Origin of the sequence: Natrinema salifodinae (assembly GCF_900110455.1) — an archaeon.
Taxonomy (GTDB): Archaea; Halobacteriota; Halobacteria; order Halobacteriales; family Natrialbaceae; genus Natrinema; species Natrinema salifodinae.
Genome location: NZ_FOIS01000005.1, coordinates 180,499 through 198,899 on the forward strand (window position 1 = coordinate 180,499; position 18,401 = coordinate 198,899).

Below are 18,401 nucleotides of genomic sequence, written 5' to 3' on the forward strand. Positions count from 1 at the left end.
CACAAAACCTAATGTGCTTTCTTTCGTACTGTTGAGCGGACGATGGTTGCAATCGATTACATGGCCCATCAGGAGCAGTACGACCCCTCGCAGCTGTTGGAGTACGGCGACGTCGCCACCGACGCCGGCTACGAGACCGTCTGGACGTCGGATCACTTCCACCCGTGGTTCCACACGGGCGCCGACTCGGGGTTCGCCTGGTCGTGGCTCGGTGCGGCTACCGAACGGCTCGACGGGCCGATCGGAACGTGCGTCACGCCCGCGACCGGCCACTACCACCCCGGCGAGATCGCTCAGGCGTTTGCCACGCTCCAGCACCTGCACGACGACCGCGTGATCCTCGGGCTCTCGACGGGCGAGGCGATGAACGAGACGCCGCTTGGGTTCGACTGGCCGGAGTATCCGGAGCGCCGCGACCGGCTCGAGGAAACGCTCCGGATCGTCCGCGCCCTGTGGGAGGACGAGGAGTGGCTCGACGCGGACGTCGTCGACCGCATCGACGAGGACGGCTTCGTCACCTACGACGGCGAACGGTTCGAACTCGACGGGGCGAAACTGTACACCGAGCCCGAGAAGTCCCCCGAGATCCACATCGCGGCGAACGGGCCGAGCACCGCCAGGCTCGCGGCCCGGTACGCCGACGGGTTCGTCACCGTCAAGAAGGGCGAGGAGTTCACCGATCGGCTCTACCCGGCGATCCACCGCTACGCCGAGGAGGAGGGCAACGACCCCGACGCCATCGAAACGACGCTGCTAGTGATCGCGTCCTACCACCCCGACTACGAGGTGGCCGTCGAGGCGACCAGGCCCTGGTGGGCGACGACCCAGAACGTCTTCGACCGCGCGCTGGCGGATCCGCGGGAGATCGAACAGGAGGGAGAGAAGGCGACGCGCGAACAGATCGAGGAGAAGTTCCTGATCGCGGACGATCCGTCGACGATCGCCGCGCAACTCGAGAAGTACGCCGAAATGGGGTTCGATCGGATCGCCGTCGGGAACACCAGTCCGGAGCCCGAGCGCCTGTTCGAGGTCATGGGCGACGAGGTAATTCCGTCGCTGTGAGCGGCGTCGAGTGGGGATGGAGGACGGCCACGGAAACCTGATTGCGGCGACGCCGCCCCACGGGCGCGGTCGGTCGATGGCGATTTGGCACCGTCCGGCCGGAACTGGACGGAACCGGCCGGCACCGCGTTCGGTTCCGATCGTCGTCTCTCGGCTCTCGTGTCCCCCTGCTGAACCGACGCGCGAGGGCGAATATTTATGTCACACCGTGGCAATCACTCGAACATGCCCACGCTTACCGGTGGCGAGATCATCGCCGAGTATCTGGAGAAAGAGGACGTCGAGTACCTGGTCGGCATCCCCGGACACGGGAGCACCAACCTCCTCGACGCGTTCAACGAGTCCGACGTCGGGGTCATCCAGCCCCGCCACGAACAGGGTGCGGTCCACCTGGCGGACGGCTACGCGCGCGCCAGCGGCGAGCCGCTCGCGGTCTTCACCTCGATCGGACCCGGCGCGACGAACACGGTCACCGGGGCGGCGACGGCCTACGTCGACTCGATCCCGATGGTCATCTTCACGGGCGCGCCCCAGACCCACGAGTACGGGCAAGGGATTCTGCAGGAACTCGACCGACAGAAGCCAGGCGACTTCCCGAGCGTGATGGAGCCCGTGACGAAGCGGAGCTTCGTCGTGCGCGACGTCGAACGGCTCCCGCGAGTCCTGCGGCGCGCGTTCCAGACCGCGGTCACGGGTCGACCGGGGCCGGTCCACGTCGACGTCCCGATGGACGTCCAGGGGGCCGCCGCGGACGTCGAGATTCCCGACCCCGAGGAGACGCGCACGCACAGTCGGCCAGGCGGCGATCCCGAATCGGTCGCCGAGGCCGCGGACCTGCTCGCCGAGGCCGACCGCCCCGTGATCGTCCCCGGCGGCGGCTGTCTACTCGGCGAGGCCTGGGACGAAGTCCAGGCGCTGGCCGACCACCTGAAGGCGCCGGTCATCCCGACCTTCCAGGCCAAGGGGATCATCCCCGAGGACCACGAGCTCTTCGTCGGGTACGCGGGCTGGATCGGCTCGACGGCCGGCAACGAACTCGCGAGCAACGCGGACGTCGTGCTCGGGATCGGCTGTCGGTTCTCCGACCTCCACACCTCCTCGTTCGAGCAGGGCGTGAGCTTCGAGATCCCGCCGAGCAAGCTGATCCACGTCGACATCGACAACACGGAGATCGGCAAGAACTACCCCGTCGAGGTCGGCATCCTCGGCGACGCCAAGGTCGTCACCGATCAGCTCTACGAGGCCGTTTCCGACCGCGTCAGCGAAGTCCCGACCGAGGACAACGAGTACTACGACGAGATCCAGCGCCTGTGGGCCGAGTGGCAGGAGAAAGTCGAAGCGCGCCACACGAACGACGTCCCGATGAGCATCTCGCGCGCGCTGGCGAGCCTCCGCGAGGCGCTGCCCCGCGAGGGAATGGTCGTCTCGAGCGCCGGCCAGCCCCAGGAGACGACCAATCCCGAGTTCCCCGTCTACGAACCCCGAACGAACATCTCCTGTGGCGGCTTCTCGACGATGGGCTTCGGCGTGTCCGCGGCGATCGGCGCGAAACTCGCCGAACCCGATCGGCCGGTCGTCGACGTCGAGGGCGACGGGAGCTTCCTGATGTGCAACCAGGAAGTCGCCTGCGCCGTCGAGCACGATATCGACGTCACCTGGCTCGTGGTCAACAACAACGGCTGGAAGTCGATCCGCAACCTGCAGGTCGACAAGTACGGCTGGGACCGCGTCCTCAACACGGAGTTCGACCAGGAGAGCGACGTCGACTTCGTGAAGATGGCCGAGGCGTTCAGCATCGACTTCGCCGAACGCGTCGTCAAGCCCGAGAACCTCACCGCGACGCTCGAGGAGGCGATCGAGTACGACGGGCCCGCGTTCGTCGAGGCCGTCGTCGAACCGGACAACCCCGACTCGGGTGCGATCATCACCGGCGAGTGGGATCTGGCCGACCTCGAGACCGACGATTGATCGACGGACGGTAGTCGCCGATCGCCGAGCCAGAACTCGTCCGAACCCGTCCGAACCCTTCCCTTCCTGATCGTCGAACGTTCCCGCACTAACATCGTAATCTCGAGCGGCCTGACCGTCGCTGCGTCGACCGCCGCGCCAGGCGGCGCTTGTCGCGACCTGGACGCGAGATTCCTCCGATATTATTATGTCGGATGGTGGTCCATCTCGTGGTATGCAATCCCTCGTAGTCGATGCGGAGTGGGATCCCCGGTCCGAGTACGACGTTTCGGACGCCGAACGGGCGTCGAAGAAAGCCATGAACTCCTCGCAGGTGTGGCGCGATCCCGACCTCCGGGTCACCGAGCGCGAGCGGCCGACGCCGGCCGACGACGAAGTGCTCGTTCGCGTCCGCTACGCCGGCGTTTGCGGGAGCGACGTCTCGATGCTCGAGACGGACGAAGACGGCTACGTCCACTACTCGGCGTACCTGGGGCTGCCGAACGTGATCGGTCACGAGTTCGCGGGCGAGATCGTCGAGACGGGCGACGACGCGCAGCTGTTCGAGGCGGGGGATCTCGTCACCGCCGAGGTCACCGACTACTGCGGGCGCTGTGACATGTGCCGCCAGGGGTTCATGGGCCACTGCGAGAACTTCGAGCAGCTCGGGTTCACGATCCCCGGCGCGTTCGCGGAGTACGTCGCCGTTCCCGAGAAGCTGTGCTGGGACGTCTCGTCGCTGCGGGAAGCCTACGGGACGGACGACGAGGTGCTCCGGGCCGCCGCGACCATCGAGCCGAGCACCATCACCTACCACGGCTTGTTCGCGCGGGCCGACGGGATCCTGCCCGGCGACTACCACGTCTATCACGGCGCGGGCCCGATCGGACTGACCGGCATGAACGTCTCGCGAGCCGCCGGCGCCGGGAAGGTGATCGCGTTCGAACCGTCCGACGCTCGCCGCGAGGTCGCCCGCGACCTCGGCTTCGACCACGTCTACGACCCGATCGAACGCGATCCGGCCGAGACCATCGCGTCGATCACGGACGGCCAGGGCGCCGACGTCCACGTCGAGACCGCGGGCGCAGTCGGACAGACGTATCCGGCCATCGAGGACTCGCTGGCGGAGGGGGCGAACGTGGTCCACATCAGCAACGCCGGCTCCGATCCCGGCCTCGCGCTGCGGAAGTACCAGGGCAGCGGCGCGCAACTCTACGGCTCGGAGGGCCACACCGGCCACCAGGTCTACCCGCGCGTGATTCGCCTGATGGCCGCCGGCAAACTGGACAACCGCCCGATCGTCACGTCGACGTTCGACCTCGAGAACGCGGCCGACGCGGTCCGCCAGGCGGCCGAGCGCGTCGACGGGAAGGTCCTCGTCGAGATATAGGCCGCAGCCCCGCGGCACGTCCTCGGCGGTCCGAGAGCCGGGCGCCGGAACGGCGGCAGCGGTCCGGCGACCGCGGCTCGCTGTCCGCGAAGCCGGTCGGGGCGTCGCGGCCGACCTGCAACTGCCGTTCGACAACCATCCCCATTATTTATTATTCTCGCTCGCACAACGTCCCGTATGGGCGTAGGATACACGACCATTATGTACGATCCAGCGGAGGTACTGTCCGAGGGACTCGGCGATTTCTCGGCGTGTCGGTACGGCGGCGTCGAGATCGGCCTCGGAAAGGTCGAGTACATCGGCGTCGACTCGCTGCAGGAATCCCTCGAGGAGCACGGGCTCGATATCTACTGTGTCATGGCCGGCTGGCTCAACGACGAGGACGACGTGGACGCGGCGGTCGACGGCGCCGGCATCGCCGCCGAACTCGGCGCTCGCTTCCTGGGCATCCTGCCGCCGCCGCGGGGACAGGTCAGCGACGAGACGTTCGACGAGTGGCTCGACCGGATCTGCGAGGCCGCCGCCGAGGCCGGCGTTACTCCCGTCCTGCATCACCACGGGGCGGCACACGTCGAGGGTCCCGACGAGATCGAGGAGTGGCTCGAGCGCGCTCCGGACAACCTCGAGTTGTTGTTCGACACCGCGCACTACTACCCGTACGGCGACGTCGTCGACGGGATTCACCGGTTCGCCGACGACATCGCGTACGTCCACCTCAAGGACATCGATCCGACGGTGGACTTCCAGGACCACGTCGACACCCTGACGGCCGGCAAGGTCCAGTACGACAGTCTCTTCGTGTTCCTTACGTCGTTCGTCGACCTCGGGGAGGGCGTCATCGACTTCGAGGCGGTCGACCAGGCGCTCGACGAAATCGGCTACGACGGGGCCATTACGATCGAGATCGAGAACGAACGCGACGACCGGCTCGTCCACGCGAAGCGAAACGTCGATCACTGGATCGACGCGACGAACGCGTGACGGGGTGACGGCAACTCGAAACGCGGGCCGCCGATTCGGGTAGTCACGTCCGCGTATCCCGTCCGCACGTACCCTTTCCCTTCCGTCTTCCCGTCCGCAGCGATTCCGATTTCGACGCTCGAGCGGCGCTACTCGCTCAGCGGGTCGATTCGACGGCGACGTGCGTCCGCTGCTCGTCGCTTCGAGTGACGGCGTCGACGACGCGCTGGACGGCCAGGCCGTCCGCGAACGTCGGAACGTCGGCGCGCTCGCCGTCGATTGTGCGGAGGAACTCGTAGTTTTCGTGGACGACGGTGTGCTCCCAGCCGATGGCGTGGCCGGCCGGCCACCATCGGTCGCCGTACGGATCGTCCTCGTCGGTGACGAGAACGCGTTCGTACCCGCGCCGGTCGGCGTCGTAGACCTCGAGTTCGTTGAGTCGCTCGAGGTCGAACCGGATCGCCCCCTCGGAGCCGATGATCTCCACGGCGTTGGTCGCCTTGTGGCCCGACGCTACGCTCGACCCCTCGAAGACGCCGATCGCGCCCGAGTCGAACGACGCGGTCGCGAGATAGGCGTCGTCGGTCGTCACCGGTCGCCGCCCGTCGCCGTTCGGATCGGGTCGCTCCTCGACGAACGTGGCGAGCCGACCGCTGATGTCGACGATGTCGTCGACCAGCCAGCGCGCCAGGTCGATCGTGTGCGAGCCGACGTCGCCGACCTGCCCGTACCCCGCGCGGTCGGCGTCGTTGCGCCAGGTCCAGGGATGCTCGGGATCGGCCTGCCAGTCCACGAGGTACCGCCCGCGGAAGTGGCGGATCTCGCCGAGTTCGCCCGACTCGATCAGTTCCTTCGCCAGGCGGAGCGCCGGAACGTACCGGTAGTTGAACGCGCAGGCGGCGACGGCGTCGCTGTCGCGGGCGGCTTCGACCATCTTCTCCGCTTCCGCGAGGGAGCCCGCGAGCGGTTTCTCGCAGAGGACGTGGACGTCGTTCTCGAGGGCGGCGATTGTCGGCTCGGCGTGGAGGTCGTTCGGCCCGAGATTGTAGAGGACGTCCACTTTGTCGACAAGCGCCTCCCAATCGTTTGTCGTGTGCGTGAACCCGAACCGGTCGGCCGCCGCGGCGACGCGCTCCTCGTCGCGCCCGCAGAGGACGTGTCGCTCGGTGTCGGGCGCCTCCGAGAAGAACATCGGCAGCCGGGCCAGCGCGTTCGCGTGCGCCTGGCCCATGAACCCGTAGCCGATGAAGCCGACGCGCAGCGTCATCGGCGGTCACCTCCGGTGGCCGATGCGGTAACGGAAGCGGAGACCGGGGTCGTTGTAACGGCGCTCGGTTTCGGATCGGGACGGTCGCGGTCGGTCCGCCGGTCGTCTGACTGCGCGCTGGTATCGGTGCCGGTGCCGGTCCCGAGGCTGGGCCTGGCGGGTGGAACGAGACGCATACCTGACGGGTCGGCGGCCTCGTGCAAATAGCTACCGGGAGTCGATCGGGGTACGCCGAACGGCGTCGCGGCGGTCGGAAGCGGGGCGCCGCGCTCGGATGCGAGATGTGAAACCGTATCAATTTATTTGTGGGATGCCGCACAACGTACTGCCGAGATGAAGCTCGGAGTCATCGGTGTTGGCGCCATCGCACAGATCATGCACGTGCCGTACCTCGCGGAACTACCCGAGGCAGACATTCACGCGATCGCGGACCCGGGCGAGAACGTAGTCGAAACGTTCGGGGACCGGTACGACGTTCCTCACCGGTACACGGAGAGCGCAGCCCTGATCGAGGAGCGGGCCGACGAACTCGACGGCGTCGTCGTCACGACGCCGATGCACACCCACGCGGAGGTCGCGGTCGCCGCCCTCGACGCGGACCTGCACACGTTCGTCGAGAAGCCGGTCGCGGTGACGCCCGAGGACGCCCAGGCCGTCGTCGACGCGGCCGAGGAGACCGACGCGGTCTGTATGGTCGGGTACATGAAGCGCTTCGATCCCGGCTTCCGTCGGTTCCAGTCCGAAGTGGCCGATCTCTCCGAGATCGACCTCGTCACGAGCGTCGTCATCCCGCCGAACGTCGGCGCCGTGATCGACGAGAACTACGATATCGTCTACGCGGACCTCGACGAGGGATTCATCGCGGAGAGCAACGCGAAGCGTCGACAGCAGGTCGAAGCGGCCATCGGGACCGACGACGAGACGCTCGCACGGGCCTACGAGTACCACCTCGAGAGCATCTGCCACGACGTCAACGCGCTCCGGTCGGTGTTTGGCACGGTCGAGGCGATCGACCACGTCGACGTCTTCAAGGAGTGGAAGTACGTCACCGCACAGCTCCGCTACGAAGGCGATCGGCGGTGTCTGCTGGAATCCGGCGCGACCGACCGGAAGTGGTACGACGAGCGAATCCGGGTCGATGCGCCCGAGGGATCGGCGTCGATCGAGTTCTCGAACGCGTTCATCAGGAACACGCCGTCGGACGTCCGAACCAAGATCGGCACGGACGAGACCACGGAGACGCGGTACACCCCCTCGTCCGACGAGCCGTTCAAGCGCGAGCTCGGACACTTCCTCGAGTGCATCGACGGATCGGTAGAGCCGCGGACGCCGCCGGCGGAGTCGAAGGCGGACGTCGAACTCATCGCGGATCTCTTCAAAGCGTCCGATCGCGGAACCGAGCGCACCATCCGTCGATAGGCGCGAAATCCGTCGATAGGCGCGAATTTTGGCGGGAACCGATCGGCTGTCGCCCATCGGGTCCGACGGTCGTTCGCGCCGGAGACGACGATGCAAAGTGCACCGTCGCCGTCGACCGATGCAACGAAACGCGGCCCACAGTCGCCCGCGAACGTAGCGTCGGCCCGTTCGCTTACTCCCACTCCATCCAGGAGGGATCCTCACACCGGCGTCGACGATCGATACTATCGATGCGCTCGACGTCCGCCTCGTCGAGTTCGAGGTCGAGCGCGGCCAGGTTACTCCGAATGTGCTCGGGCGTCTTCGAGCGCGGGATCGGGACGACGCCGTCTTTCGACAGCAGCCAGGCCAGGCTGACCTGCGCTTCGCTGACGCCGTGTTTCTCGGCGACCGCCTGGATCTCGGGCTGGTCGAAGACGTCCCCCTGCGCGATCGGGGAGTAAGCGACGAAGTGGGCGTCGCGGTCCCGGACGGCCGCGCGGAGGTCCCGCTGTGGGAGGAGCGGGTGCATCTCGGCCTGGACGGCAGACGGCGACGTCTCGAGGAGATCGTCGGCGAGTTCCAGATCGGACGGCGTGTAGTTGCTCACGCCGACGCGGTCGACGACGCCCGCCGCGAGGAGGTCGTTGAACACGGGCAACACCGTCTCGATGTCGTCCCGACCGCGGGGCCAGTGGTGATAGAGGAGATCGATCGTCTCCACGCCGAGTCGCGAGAGACTCTCCTGAACGCCGGTCCGGACGTAGTCGGGCGTTTTTTCCGGTTCCTCGAAGTGAGCGATCTTGGTCGCGACGAATAGGTCGTCGCGATCGACGTCGGCGCGTTCGATGGCCTCGCCGACCTCCTCCTCGTTCCCGTACAGGCGGGCGGTATCGAGGTGGCGGTAGCCGGATTCGATCGCCGTGACGAGGGCGTCGATCCCGTCTTCGCTGGTGAGGCTGTACGTCCCGAAGCCGAGCCTAGCGGACTCTCGTTCGAGCATGGTCGGGGCTATGACGGACCCTCCCTTATACCTTCTCGTCTCGGTTAGCGTCGGCCGACGCGGTTGGAACGACGAGCGGTCGTCAGCGGGGCGCGGCTAGCACGGATCGCGGCGAGGCGTCGAACTCGTTTGCGAGATGAAAACGCTAGCTCGACGGACGGTACTCTGCATCGGATAGCGATCGGAATACGACCACTGCTGCCACGCTCATCGCCGCTCGTCACGCTCGTACGCCACTGCAGGGCCACCCGTTTGGAACCCGCAAACAAGCGTGAAATAACAGCGACGATTATGATAATCCGTGAAGTTGTCCTCCGATTCGAATCGCAATTCCCCCATTTGATTACACTCATATGATTGTAATCCATATAGGGGAGACATCTTATCAACACTCGCAACGGTACTCGAACCCGAATATCCGTTCGTAGCATTCAAACAGGCTATCTTCAGGTAAGAGTATCGTTCACGATACTTACGGCATCGAAGCCAGGAGGGTTCGGGATCGAGAGCGACTCCCGAAAACACATCGATAGAGGTGAGGGGTCGACGCGTAGAACCCGCGTTTTGAGTCCGTTCTCCGTCGATACTCGCCAGTTCTACTGCGAAACCGTGTCAGGCCGAGCAGAATTTCGCGCTCGCAGACGATATCCAAACCAGTCACGTTGTCGTTCCTGCGATTACGGCTGATGGATCGGTTTCCCGGGACGACGTGAACTCGAGGAACGGCAGCACCCGATAACCCGTTTGATGACTGCAAACAGATCCGTCTCCGACTAGCATCACTGGTGATGACGCCGGCGCGGCCGGTGACCCAGCAGGAGCGACCGTGACAGTTTGACGAGTCTACCCGTCGTAGGGCCCGCGGATAGCAACCGGTCCGGTCGAAGCGTTACAGTACCGGATCGGGAGCAAACGCCCCTCGGGCCCGGCATTATCCGTTTCAACGCACCGCGGGAGTGCCCAGGCGGGGGAAACGTTTTACGTCTCATGGACACATATCCAATCGTATGAAGTTCGGACTCATCGGGTGTGGGACCATCGCCCAGATTATGCACATCCCGAATATCGTCGAGCTACCTGACGCGGAACTCGAGGCACTGTGTGATCCCGCGGAAAACGTAACGGCTGCTCTCGGAGAACGATATAACGTCGCCCCCGACCGGCGCTACGTAGACCCCGATCGGCTGCTCGAAGAACAGGCGACGACTCTCGACGCGGTCGTCGTCACGACGCCGATGCAAACGCACGCGGATATCGTCGAGCAGGCGCTGACGGCCGGCGTGAACACGCTCGTCGAGAAACCGCTCGCAGTCACACCGGCTGAGGCCGATCAACTGGTCGAGGTCGCGGCGGAAAGCGACGCGACGGCGATGGTCGCGTACAACCGCCGATTCGAACCGGCCTACGAACGGTTGGGCCGCGAACTCTCGGAGGTCGAAACGATCGATGCCGTCACGGCCTACGCGGTCGACGCCGACTTTTCGCAGTCGCTGCCGGAGATTTACGACCTGGTCGAACCGGACCTCGATGCCGCGTTCATCGAGCAGAGTTCCGCCCGGCGGCGGGACCAGTGTAAGCAAGCCATCGACACCGACGACGACGGCCTGGCGGCGGGGTACGACTTCCAACTGGAACACGTCTGTCACGACGTCAACGCGCTTCGAGGGCTGTTCGGCGACGTCGCGTCCGTCGAGCACGTCGACTTCGTTCGCGACGGCCACTTCGGCACCGCGCACCTCGTCTTCGAGGGCGGCGAACGGTGCGTGCTTCAGACGGGCGATTCCGACCGACACTGGCACGAGCAGTTCCTTCGGATCGACGCCCCCGACCGTACGCTTCGACTCGAATTCGACAATCCGTTCGTCAAGTACAATTCGGCGACCGTCTCCGTTCGGCGAGGACGGGAGGAGACCGCCGATTGTCAGTACCGACCGACGCGCGAGGAGAGTTTCAAGCGCGAACTCGAGCAGTTCATCGCCTGCGTTCGCGACGAGGAACCGGTTCCGACCCCCTTCTCCGAGGCCCGCGACGACGTCGAACTCGTCGCGTCGCTGTTCACGCAGTACCAGGCTGACCGCGACGCCTGATCCGTTGCGTCTCCACACTCGTGGCTGTGACCGCTGTAATCGATCGGAGAGCAGCGTTCGATGTTCGATAACCAATTCGAAGCGAGTGGATCGCGGATTCGTGAGTTAGTCTTCGAACATCGAAGTTGCGGGAGATTGTGAGACGGCATCCTCGTAGCGGTTGCGGACCCGTTCGTTCGCGGACGAAAGGTGACTCGTATCCTTCCCGACGATGAGGTAGTCGAAGCCCTGTTCGACGCGCAGTTCGATGTCGTCGGGATCGACGACGAACGTTCCGACCGGAACGTCCGACTCGTCACCGGCGTCGACGACGCGGTCGATCGCAGCGGCCAGGCGATCGCTGTCCCACTCTCCGAAGATTCCGAGGTTGGCCGAGAGGTCCGCCGGCCCGACGAATACGGCGTCGATACCGTCGACCGCGGCGATGTCGCGGGCGTTTTCGAGCCCGGTTTGCGTTTCGATCTGGACGACCGTGGTGATCGTGCTATCGGCAGTTTCGACGTACCGCTGGAAGTCCTCGCCGTACTCGGCTGCGCGACCGGATGCGACACCCCGGATGCCGTCCGGGGGATACGTGACCGACCGAACGACCTGTCGGGCCTCCGCAGCCGTCTCGATCATCGGAACCATGACCCCCGCGACGCCGATATCCAAGACGCGCTTGATACGATCGGGGTCGTTCGAGGGAACGCGAACGATCGTCTCCGTCTCGCCGTCGGCGAGTTCGACGGCCCGCGACATGTTCTCGACCGTTTCGAGCGTCAGCGGCGTGTGTTCGGTGTCGATGAGGACGAAGTCGAATCCCTGCTTGGCCGTTACTTCGGCGACGGTGGGATGGCCGATCGAGAGCCACGCACCGGCGATGTTTGACTGGGTCTGAAATTTCTGTTTGAGCGTCGTCATGGGTTTCGGTGTTGCGTTCGAGACGCTCTCGCGACCGATCGACGGTCGTAGCCGTCGAAGCGGTCCGAAAGCGTGCCGTCAGTTAGCGCATGGTAGGCTTTGTGAATCAGACACAAATACTTACTCCCGAAAGCGAGTACGGACGTCGAACCGCGTCGACTCCGTGGAAACCGGTTCCATACTCGCAGCGCTATCGGAGCGCCTGGCGGGAGTGAGCGAGTCGGGTTCGATGGGGCCGAATAGTGCTCGGACCGAAGACGGAACCGTCGTTCCATCGGTCTTGAAATGCACTAGATAGGCCACGACCGCTGATAGAGATGGGCCGTCGACGACCGACACATTCGTTAATGAATTTAAATGGAAGAAACATAACACACCATATGTTTTATACTGAGGTACGTCTCATATATCACATATGCCAACTAGTGGCAGCGGAGATGATAATAGACACAGAGGCGCGAGTAGCGTGCGCTCGGCCCCCAATGCCCGATCGTCTCGTCGCCGATTCCTCACCGGCGTCGCGGGGACGGCGGCAGCGACCGGGATTGCGGGCTGTCTCGGCGGCGGTGGCAGCGACAACGACGTCAATATCATCGCCGTCGAGGGGGAAGGGCGACTCGTGCAGAATCTGATCGACGAGTACGTCGAAGCAGAAACGGAGCTGTCTATCGACGTTACGCTGTTCCCGTACGCGAACCTGTACGAGCGCGTCAACAGTGTCCTCACGACCGGCGGAACGGGATACGATGCGATCCTGATAGACGACACCTGGTTCCCGCAGTTCGCGACGTACTTCGATCCGCTCGAGCAGTGGCTCCCCGAGGGGCTCCCCGAAGACCAACTCATCGATACGACGGTCGACATCGCGACGTGGCCGACGCCGGATGCGCCGACCGTGCCGTCCGCGGAGGGGATGGACGAGACGGTTCGCGGCCAGGTCGTCGTCGGGAACACGCAGATGTTCGTCTACAACACGGCCTACTACGAGGAGGTCGGCGAGGACGAACCCCAGAACTGGGACGACGTCCTCCGTGCCGGCCAGCGGATCGACGACGAGATCGACGGCGCGAACGGGTACGTGATCCGCGGCCAGCGCGGCAATCCGATCGATACGAACTTCATGAGCCTCGGCAGGTCGCTCGCCGGGGACATGTTCGACGAGGACTGGCGGTACCAGTGGAACGACGGTCCCGGTGAAGAGGCGGTCCAATTCTTCGTCGAGGAGCTGAACTCGATCTCGCCGGACGGCGTCGCGTCGTTCGACAGCGACCAGGTGCTCAACCGGATCGGCGACGGCTCCGCCGCACAGGGGCTCGCCTGGCCGGCCGCGTCGTCGACGCTGCTCAACCCCGAGGACGCCGAGGAAGCGGACAACCTCGAATTCATCCCGATCCCGGAAGGCGACCGCCAGGCGCCGACGCAGGGCAACTGGATGCTGGGCATCAACGCGAACATCGCCGACGAGCGGAAGGAAGACGCCGGGGAAGTCATCCAAACGATCATCTCGAAGGAGGCGCAGGACCGCTACGTGGAACTCGGGGGCGTCCCCTTCCGCCACGACACGTTCGAGGATAACATGGACGCCGAGCCGTGGTACGAGGCGTTGTACGAGAGCCTGCAAAACGCCGTTCCGCGTCCGCGGACCCCCCTCTGGAACGAGATCGACATCACCCAGGGAGAGTACCTCAATAGTGCGCTCACTGGCGAGATCGACCCGTCGGACGCGCTCGACGAAATCGAGAACGACGTGGAATCGATACTCGGCGGCGCGGACTACTACTAAATGACACCGAGACCATCGAACAATGGCTACTGAGACAGGAACGGACGTCCGTCCGACGGCCGACCTCGAGGAACAGTTAGGAGCGGAGCAATCGCTCCGGGAGCGAACGCTGCTGTGGATCGACGAGCGGCTGAAGTGGCTCATGACGCTCCCGGCCGTGTTCCTCCTCTTCGCGCTGACGTTTTACCCGCTCGTCCGTGCGGTCCAGATGTCCACGCAGCGATACCAGCCAGGCGGACGGACGGTCTTCGTCGGCGTGGAGAACTACATCAACCTGTTGAACAACGGGGCGTTTCTCCAATCCCTGTGGGTGACCGGCAAGTTCATCGGCCTGGCGGTGACGATCGAGTTCCTGCTGGGGTTCGCGATCGCGATCGCGCTGAACAAGAAGATCAAGCTCCGCGGGCTCTGGCAGACGATGATACTGGTGCCGATGATCCTCTCGCCGACGGTCATCGGGCTGATCTGGCGGCTCATGTACACGCCCGACGGACTGTTGGACTACATGGCGATGCCGTTGGTCGGCGGGAACGTCGGCTGGATCAGCGATCCCGGCGTCGCGCTGTACGCCGTCGTGCTGACCGACGTCTGGCAGTGGACGCCGTTGGTCGTGCTGGTCATCTTCGCGGGATTGCAGTCAGTGCCGTCTCACATCCAGGAAGCGGCGGTTATGGACGGCGCGTCACGATGGCGACGGTTCGTCGATATCGTGTTCCCGTACCTGAAGTCGCTGATCGTCCTCGTGCTGATCATCCGCGTCGTCGACGCCCTGCGCGTGTTCGCCAAGGTGTACATCCTGACGCGCGGTGGGCCGTCGAACGCGACGAACGTGATCAGCATGGAGATGTACCGGACCGCGTTCCGGTTCAACAACTTCGGCGAGGCCTCGGCCATGGCGATCTCGCTGCTGGCCGTCGTGCTCGTCCTGGCGATGAGCTTCGTCAAAATCGCTAACATCGAGTTCTAACAATGGCAACGGAATCACAACCACAATCGAAACCGGAGGTTCCGATCGCGGAGCCGTCCCGAATCGAACGATGGCACGAACAACTGGTCGAGAAGGGGATCGGCAAGGCGGTCGTCTACGGCCTGCTCGGCGTCTTCCTCCTCTGGACGCTGTTCCCGATCTACTGGCTCGTCTCCGGCGCGCTCAAGTCCCGACAGTCGCTGCTGTCGCTCCCGCCGACCTGGATCCCGACCGAATTCCGGGTCGGAAATTTCGTCGAATTGTTCGTCCAGCGGCCGGAGTTCGCCCAGTACATCGTCAACAGCGTCGTCGTCACGGTCGTCACGACTGTCGTCGCGACGACAATTGGCGCCGCGGCGGCGTACGGGTTCGTCTCCTTCGAGTTCCCGTACAATCTGGACTTTCACCTCCCGTTCTACATCCTCTCGACCCGGTTCATGCCGCCGATCGTCACCATCATTCCGCTGTTCGTCATCTTCCGGAACATCCAGCTGGTAAACACGCTGTACGGCCTGATCTGCGTGTACGTGATGTTCAACATCCCCTTCGCCGTGTGGATGATGAAGGGGTTCTTCGAGGAGGTGCCGGATAGCCTGGTGGAGTCGGCGATGCTCGACGGCCACACGCACCTCGGGGCGTTCTTCAAGATCGTCCTGCCACTGGTGAAGCCAGGCCTCCTCGCGTCGGCGATCTTCACGACGATCATCACCTGGAACGAGCTCCTCTTCGCCATCATCCTGACGCAGGATGTCGCCGCGATGACGCTTCCGGTCGGCCTCTCGTCGTTCGTCACGAAGTACTCGGTGCAGTGGATCAACGTCAGCGTCGCGGGAACGATCGCGCTCGTTCCGGTCCTCGTGTTCGCGTTCGTGGCGCGCCAGGAACTGGTTCGCGGCTTCAGTATGGGGGCGGTCGGCAAATGAACGCGATCGACGACGAACGGGGCAGACGGATCGGACGGATCGAAAACGAACGCGCACAGCGACTCACGGAGGAATACGCCAATGGTTAACGTCGAATACGACGCAGTCGAGAAACGGTACGGAGACACGATCGCGGTCAAGGACATCGACCTCACCGTCGAGGACGGCGAGTTCGCCATCCTCCTCGGCCCGAGCGGATGCGGGAAGACGACCACGCTCCGGTGTCTCGCCGGGCTTACCGAGCCGACCGGCGGGACCATCACGCTCGGCGACTACGATATCACGGATGTCCACCCGAAAAATCGGAACGTCGCGATGGTGTTCCAGAACTTCGCGCTCTACCCGCACATGTCCGTGCGGGAGAACATCGCTTATCCGCTCAAGGTGGAGGGTGCCAGTCCCGACGAGCGGGAGGAACGCGTCGAGGAGGTCGCCGAGATGCTCGAGATCCCGGAGCTCCTCGATCGGGATATCGACAACCTCAGCGGGGGCCAGCAACAGCGCGTCGCGCTCGGCCGGGCTATCATTCGACGCCCGTCCGTGTTCCTGATGGACGAGCCGCTGGCGAACCTCGACGCGAAGTTGAAGCTGAGCATGCGGAGCCGGATCAAGGTGTTGCAACGCGAACTCGGCATTACGACCCTCTACGTGACGCACGATCAGGAGGAGGCGATGTCGCTCGGCGACAAACTCATCGTGATGGACCGGGGCGAGATCCAGCAGATCGGAACGCCCGACGAGGTGTACCACGAACCGGAAAATCGCTTCGTCGCCGGATTCATCGGCTCCCCGTCGATGAACTTCGTCGACGTCGCGATCGACGATGCGGGAACGGTTCGGGCGACGAAACCCGTCGACGGGTTCGAATACCGACTGGAGCCAACCGTCGCCGATCGGTATCAGAACGACGACGAGTTCGTCCTCGGTATTCGTCCGCAGTACTTTACCGCACACACCGATCCGCGGGACAATGCGATCCGCGGCCAGGTCAAGGTGACCGAGCCCCAGGGCGACGATCAGATTATCGACGTTCTCGTCGGCGACGAAGACGACGACCGGATCGAACTCACCGTGAAAGCGCCCAGTACGCTCGCGGCCGATCGCGGCGACGATATCTGGCTCACGATGGACGACACGCTCGTCCACGGCTTCGATAGTCGGACCGGGACCCGAATCGACGACGGCGAGGTCGCGAGAACGAAGGCGAGCGAAACGCACGCCGAGTCACCGTCGACGTCAGACTAGTTGGGCCCCGTTTACACCCGTTCTACCGCCGTCGTGATCTCGCGGCGGTCCACCGCCCGAGTACCCGTTACGCGACCCGGATCAGTCGCGTTTGCCGAGTTCGCGCCAGCGATCCGCGTTCCGCTTCGCGTGAACGAGCGGTTGCTCGGTCCGGTTTTCGATTTCGATGGTACAGTGCCCGTCGTAGCCGATCTCGTCGAGCGCCTCGCGGACGGCGGCGAAGTCGAGCGTTCCCCTCCCGAGATCGGTAAACGTCCGGAAGTAGTTGATGACGTTATCCAAGTGCGGCCGGGGCGCCGAGAGGGCGTCGCGATTCCGGGTGAACGACGACGTCGGCGCGACGTCTTTGAGATGGACGTACGCGATGTCGTCGGCGAACCGCTCGATACCGTCCGTCACGTTGCCCTCCGGATAGTGATCACCGTAGGGGTAGTAGTGCGCAGTGTCGAACACGAGCCGAAGGCGGTCGTGCACGTCGAGGAACCGCCGGATCTCGTCGGGTCGTTCGATATGCGTCGCGCCGTGGTGATGGAGCACGGGCGTGAGGCCGGCGTCCGCCGCAGACTCGCTGATGGTTTCGAGCCAGGCGTCGACGAGTTCGTCGTCGTTCCGGTGTCGCTGCGGCGGCAGGATACCGAGGAATTCGGCGCCCAGATCGGCGACCGTCGCCGCGTCGTCGGCGACCCGCTGTGCGATCGCCTCCGATTCGATCCAACTGCTCATCACGCAGTACAGGTCCAGATCGTAGGTATCGAGCCAGTCGGCGACGATTTCCGGGCCCGCGGCGCGAACCTTCTCGAGACCGACCTCGACGCCGTCGTACCGACAGCTGCTAACGTCGCTGAAGCCGGTTTCGAGCGATTCAGCATCGTACATGATTGTCGTGTAACCCGTACCCATAGCTGTCTATCGAACGGAGAGTGAAAAATAACTACCGACTGGGGGAGCCGGGCTCCGGAAATCCGTTCGCACGGCCTAGCGCCTTCCTCTGCCGGAAAGCGATCTGCGGCGTTTCGATCTCGGACGATTCCGTCGGTTCACGTACTCCGCTCACGTGACTGTTTGACAGTCACAAACGGCAGAATGGAACGAGGTCGAATGATCGATGGTCCGTACGTCCAAAAATCCGGATGAGAGGCACTCGAGGGAGCAAATCCGGCAACTTCACTGTGGCCCTTGCTCGTTTGAATCCGCCGTACAATACCGAGCAGGATATCCGCGTCGCAGTGCAGTCTAAATACGTACGTCGCAGTTACGACGCATTAGAGAAGCGTTCTCCCGAGAGATTACACCCATATGTCTGTAACCGTAAAGGCTTCCCGAACTTCGAAAATTGTTTGTAGGTCACAAACGCTCCGCTTCGTCCGGCGGACCGGACGGACACCAGTCGGTGCCAGGCACCGCTGCACGGGGAGCGACCATCCGTGCTCTCGAAATCAGTCGGGAGTCTATCAGCGCAATTTTTC

General features: G+C 64.2%; 15 protein-coding genes. 10 read left to right on the forward strand and 5 right to left on the reverse strand.

Annotation, left to right across the window (positions count from 1 at the left end):
- Window positions 1-42: 42 nt before the first annotated feature.
- From BMY29_RS19020 to BMY29_RS19035, 4 genes are all read left to right on the forward strand, one after another.
- On the forward strand, window positions 43-1,062 hold the full coding sequence (locus tag BMY29_RS19020; RefSeq protein WP_049989912.1) for an LLM class flavin-dependent oxidoreductase: 1,020 nt from the start codon (window positions 43-45) through the stop codon (window positions 1,060-1,062).
- A 225-nt stretch (window positions 1,063-1,287) separates the two neighbouring features.
- Entirely contained in the window at window positions 1,288-3,030 is a 1,743-nt protein-coding gene (locus BMY29_RS19025) for a thiamine pyrophosphate-binding protein (RefSeq protein ID WP_049989913.1), read from the forward strand.
- A gap of 214 nt (window positions 3,031-3,244) precedes the next feature.
- Window positions 3,245-4,399 (forward strand): scyllo-inosose 3-dehydrogenase, encoded by a 1,155-nt coding sequence (iolM, locus tag BMY29_RS19030; protein ID WP_049989914.1) that lies wholly within the window; start codon window positions 3,245-3,247, stop codon window positions 4,397-4,399.
- 177 nt (window positions 4,400-4,576) lie between these two features.
- A complete protein-coding gene (locus BMY29_RS19035; protein ID WP_049989915.1) occupies window positions 4,577-5,380 on the forward strand; it encodes a sugar phosphate isomerase/epimerase family protein in 804 nt (267 codons plus the stop codon).
- A gap of 136 nt (window positions 5,381-5,516) precedes the next feature.
- Here the strand turns inward: BMY29_RS19035 and BMY29_RS19040 are convergent, their stop codons facing one another.
- Both BMY29_RS19040 and BMY29_RS20745 read right to left on the reverse strand, forming a co-directional pair.
- The gene (locus tag BMY29_RS19040) at window positions 5,517-6,626 is read right to left on the reverse strand and encodes a Gfo/Idh/MocA family protein (RefSeq protein ID WP_049989916.1); all 1,110 of its coding nucleotides are present in this window, start codon (window positions 6,624-6,626) and stop codon (window positions 5,517-5,519) included.
- Window positions 6,623-6,802 (reverse strand): hypothetical protein, encoded by a 180-nt coding sequence (locus BMY29_RS20745; protein ID WP_143067744.1) that lies wholly within the window; start codon window positions 6,800-6,802, stop codon window positions 6,623-6,625. The genes BMY29_RS19040 and BMY29_RS20745 overlap by 4 nt, the downstream gene beginning before the upstream one ends.
- 157 nt (window positions 6,803-6,959) lie before the next feature.
- On the opposite strand from BMY29_RS20745, the gene BMY29_RS19045 reads away from it, so the two are divergent.
- A complete protein-coding gene (locus BMY29_RS19045) occupies window positions 6,960-8,045 on the forward strand; it encodes a Gfo/Idh/MocA family protein (RefSeq protein ID WP_049989917.1) in 1,086 nt (361 codons plus the stop codon).
- A gap of 172 nt (window positions 8,046-8,217) precedes the next feature.
- Here BMY29_RS19045 and BMY29_RS19050 read toward each other — a convergent pair whose 3' ends face one another.
- The gene (locus BMY29_RS19050; RefSeq protein WP_049989918.1) at window positions 8,218-9,027 is read right to left on the reverse strand and encodes an aldo/keto reductase; all 810 of its coding nucleotides are present in this window, start codon (window positions 9,025-9,027) and stop codon (window positions 8,218-8,220) included.
- 1,007 nt (window positions 9,028-10,034) lie between these two features.
- Between BMY29_RS19050 and BMY29_RS19055 the strand changes: the two genes are divergently transcribed.
- Window positions 10,035-11,114: a Gfo/Idh/MocA family protein gene (locus tag BMY29_RS19055; RefSeq protein ID WP_049989919.1), complete on the forward strand. Its 1,080-nt coding sequence runs from the start codon at window positions 10,035-10,037 to the stop codon at window positions 11,112-11,114.
- Between the two features lie 105 nt (window positions 11,115-11,219).
- Here the strand turns inward: BMY29_RS19055 and BMY29_RS19060 are convergent, their stop codons facing one another.
- Window positions 11,220-12,017 (reverse strand): HpcH/HpaI aldolase family protein, encoded by a 798-nt coding sequence (locus BMY29_RS19060; protein ID WP_049989920.1) that lies wholly within the window; start codon window positions 12,015-12,017, stop codon window positions 11,220-11,222.
- Between the two features lie 415 nt (window positions 12,018-12,432).
- Between BMY29_RS19060 and BMY29_RS19065 the strand changes: the two genes are divergently transcribed.
- The 4 genes from BMY29_RS19065 to BMY29_RS19080 all read left to right on the forward strand — a co-directional run bounded on the left by BMY29_RS19065 (window position 12,433) and on the right by BMY29_RS19080 (window position 16,935).
- Window positions 12,433-13,800 (forward strand): extracellular solute-binding protein, encoded by a 1,368-nt coding sequence (locus BMY29_RS19065; RefSeq protein WP_049989921.1) that lies wholly within the window; start codon window positions 12,433-12,435, stop codon window positions 13,798-13,800.
- Between the two features lie 22 nt (window positions 13,801-13,822).
- On the forward strand, window positions 13,823-14,767 hold the full coding sequence (locus BMY29_RS19070) for a carbohydrate ABC transporter permease (RefSeq protein ID WP_049989922.1): 945 nt from the start codon (window positions 13,823-13,825) through the stop codon (window positions 14,765-14,767).
- A gap of 2 nt (window positions 14,768-14,769) precedes the next feature.
- Window positions 14,770-15,690 carry a carbohydrate ABC transporter permease gene (locus tag BMY29_RS19075; protein ID WP_049989923.1) on the forward strand — a complete coding sequence of 307 codons (921 nt, stop codon included), beginning with the start codon at window positions 14,770-14,772 and terminating at the stop codon, window positions 15,688-15,690.
- Between the two features lie 81 nt (window positions 15,691-15,771).
- Window positions 15,772-16,935: an ABC transporter ATP-binding protein gene (locus BMY29_RS19080; RefSeq protein ID WP_049989924.1), complete on the forward strand. Its 1,164-nt coding sequence runs from the start codon at window positions 15,772-15,774 to the stop codon at window positions 16,933-16,935.
- Between the two features lie 81 nt (window positions 16,936-17,016).
- Here the strand turns inward: BMY29_RS19080 and BMY29_RS19085 are convergent, their stop codons facing one another.
- Window positions 17,017-17,835 (reverse strand): sugar phosphate isomerase/epimerase family protein, encoded by an 819-nt coding sequence (locus BMY29_RS19085; RefSeq protein WP_049989925.1) that lies wholly within the window; start codon window positions 17,833-17,835, stop codon window positions 17,017-17,019.
- Window positions 17,836-18,401 lie beyond the last annotated feature (566 nt).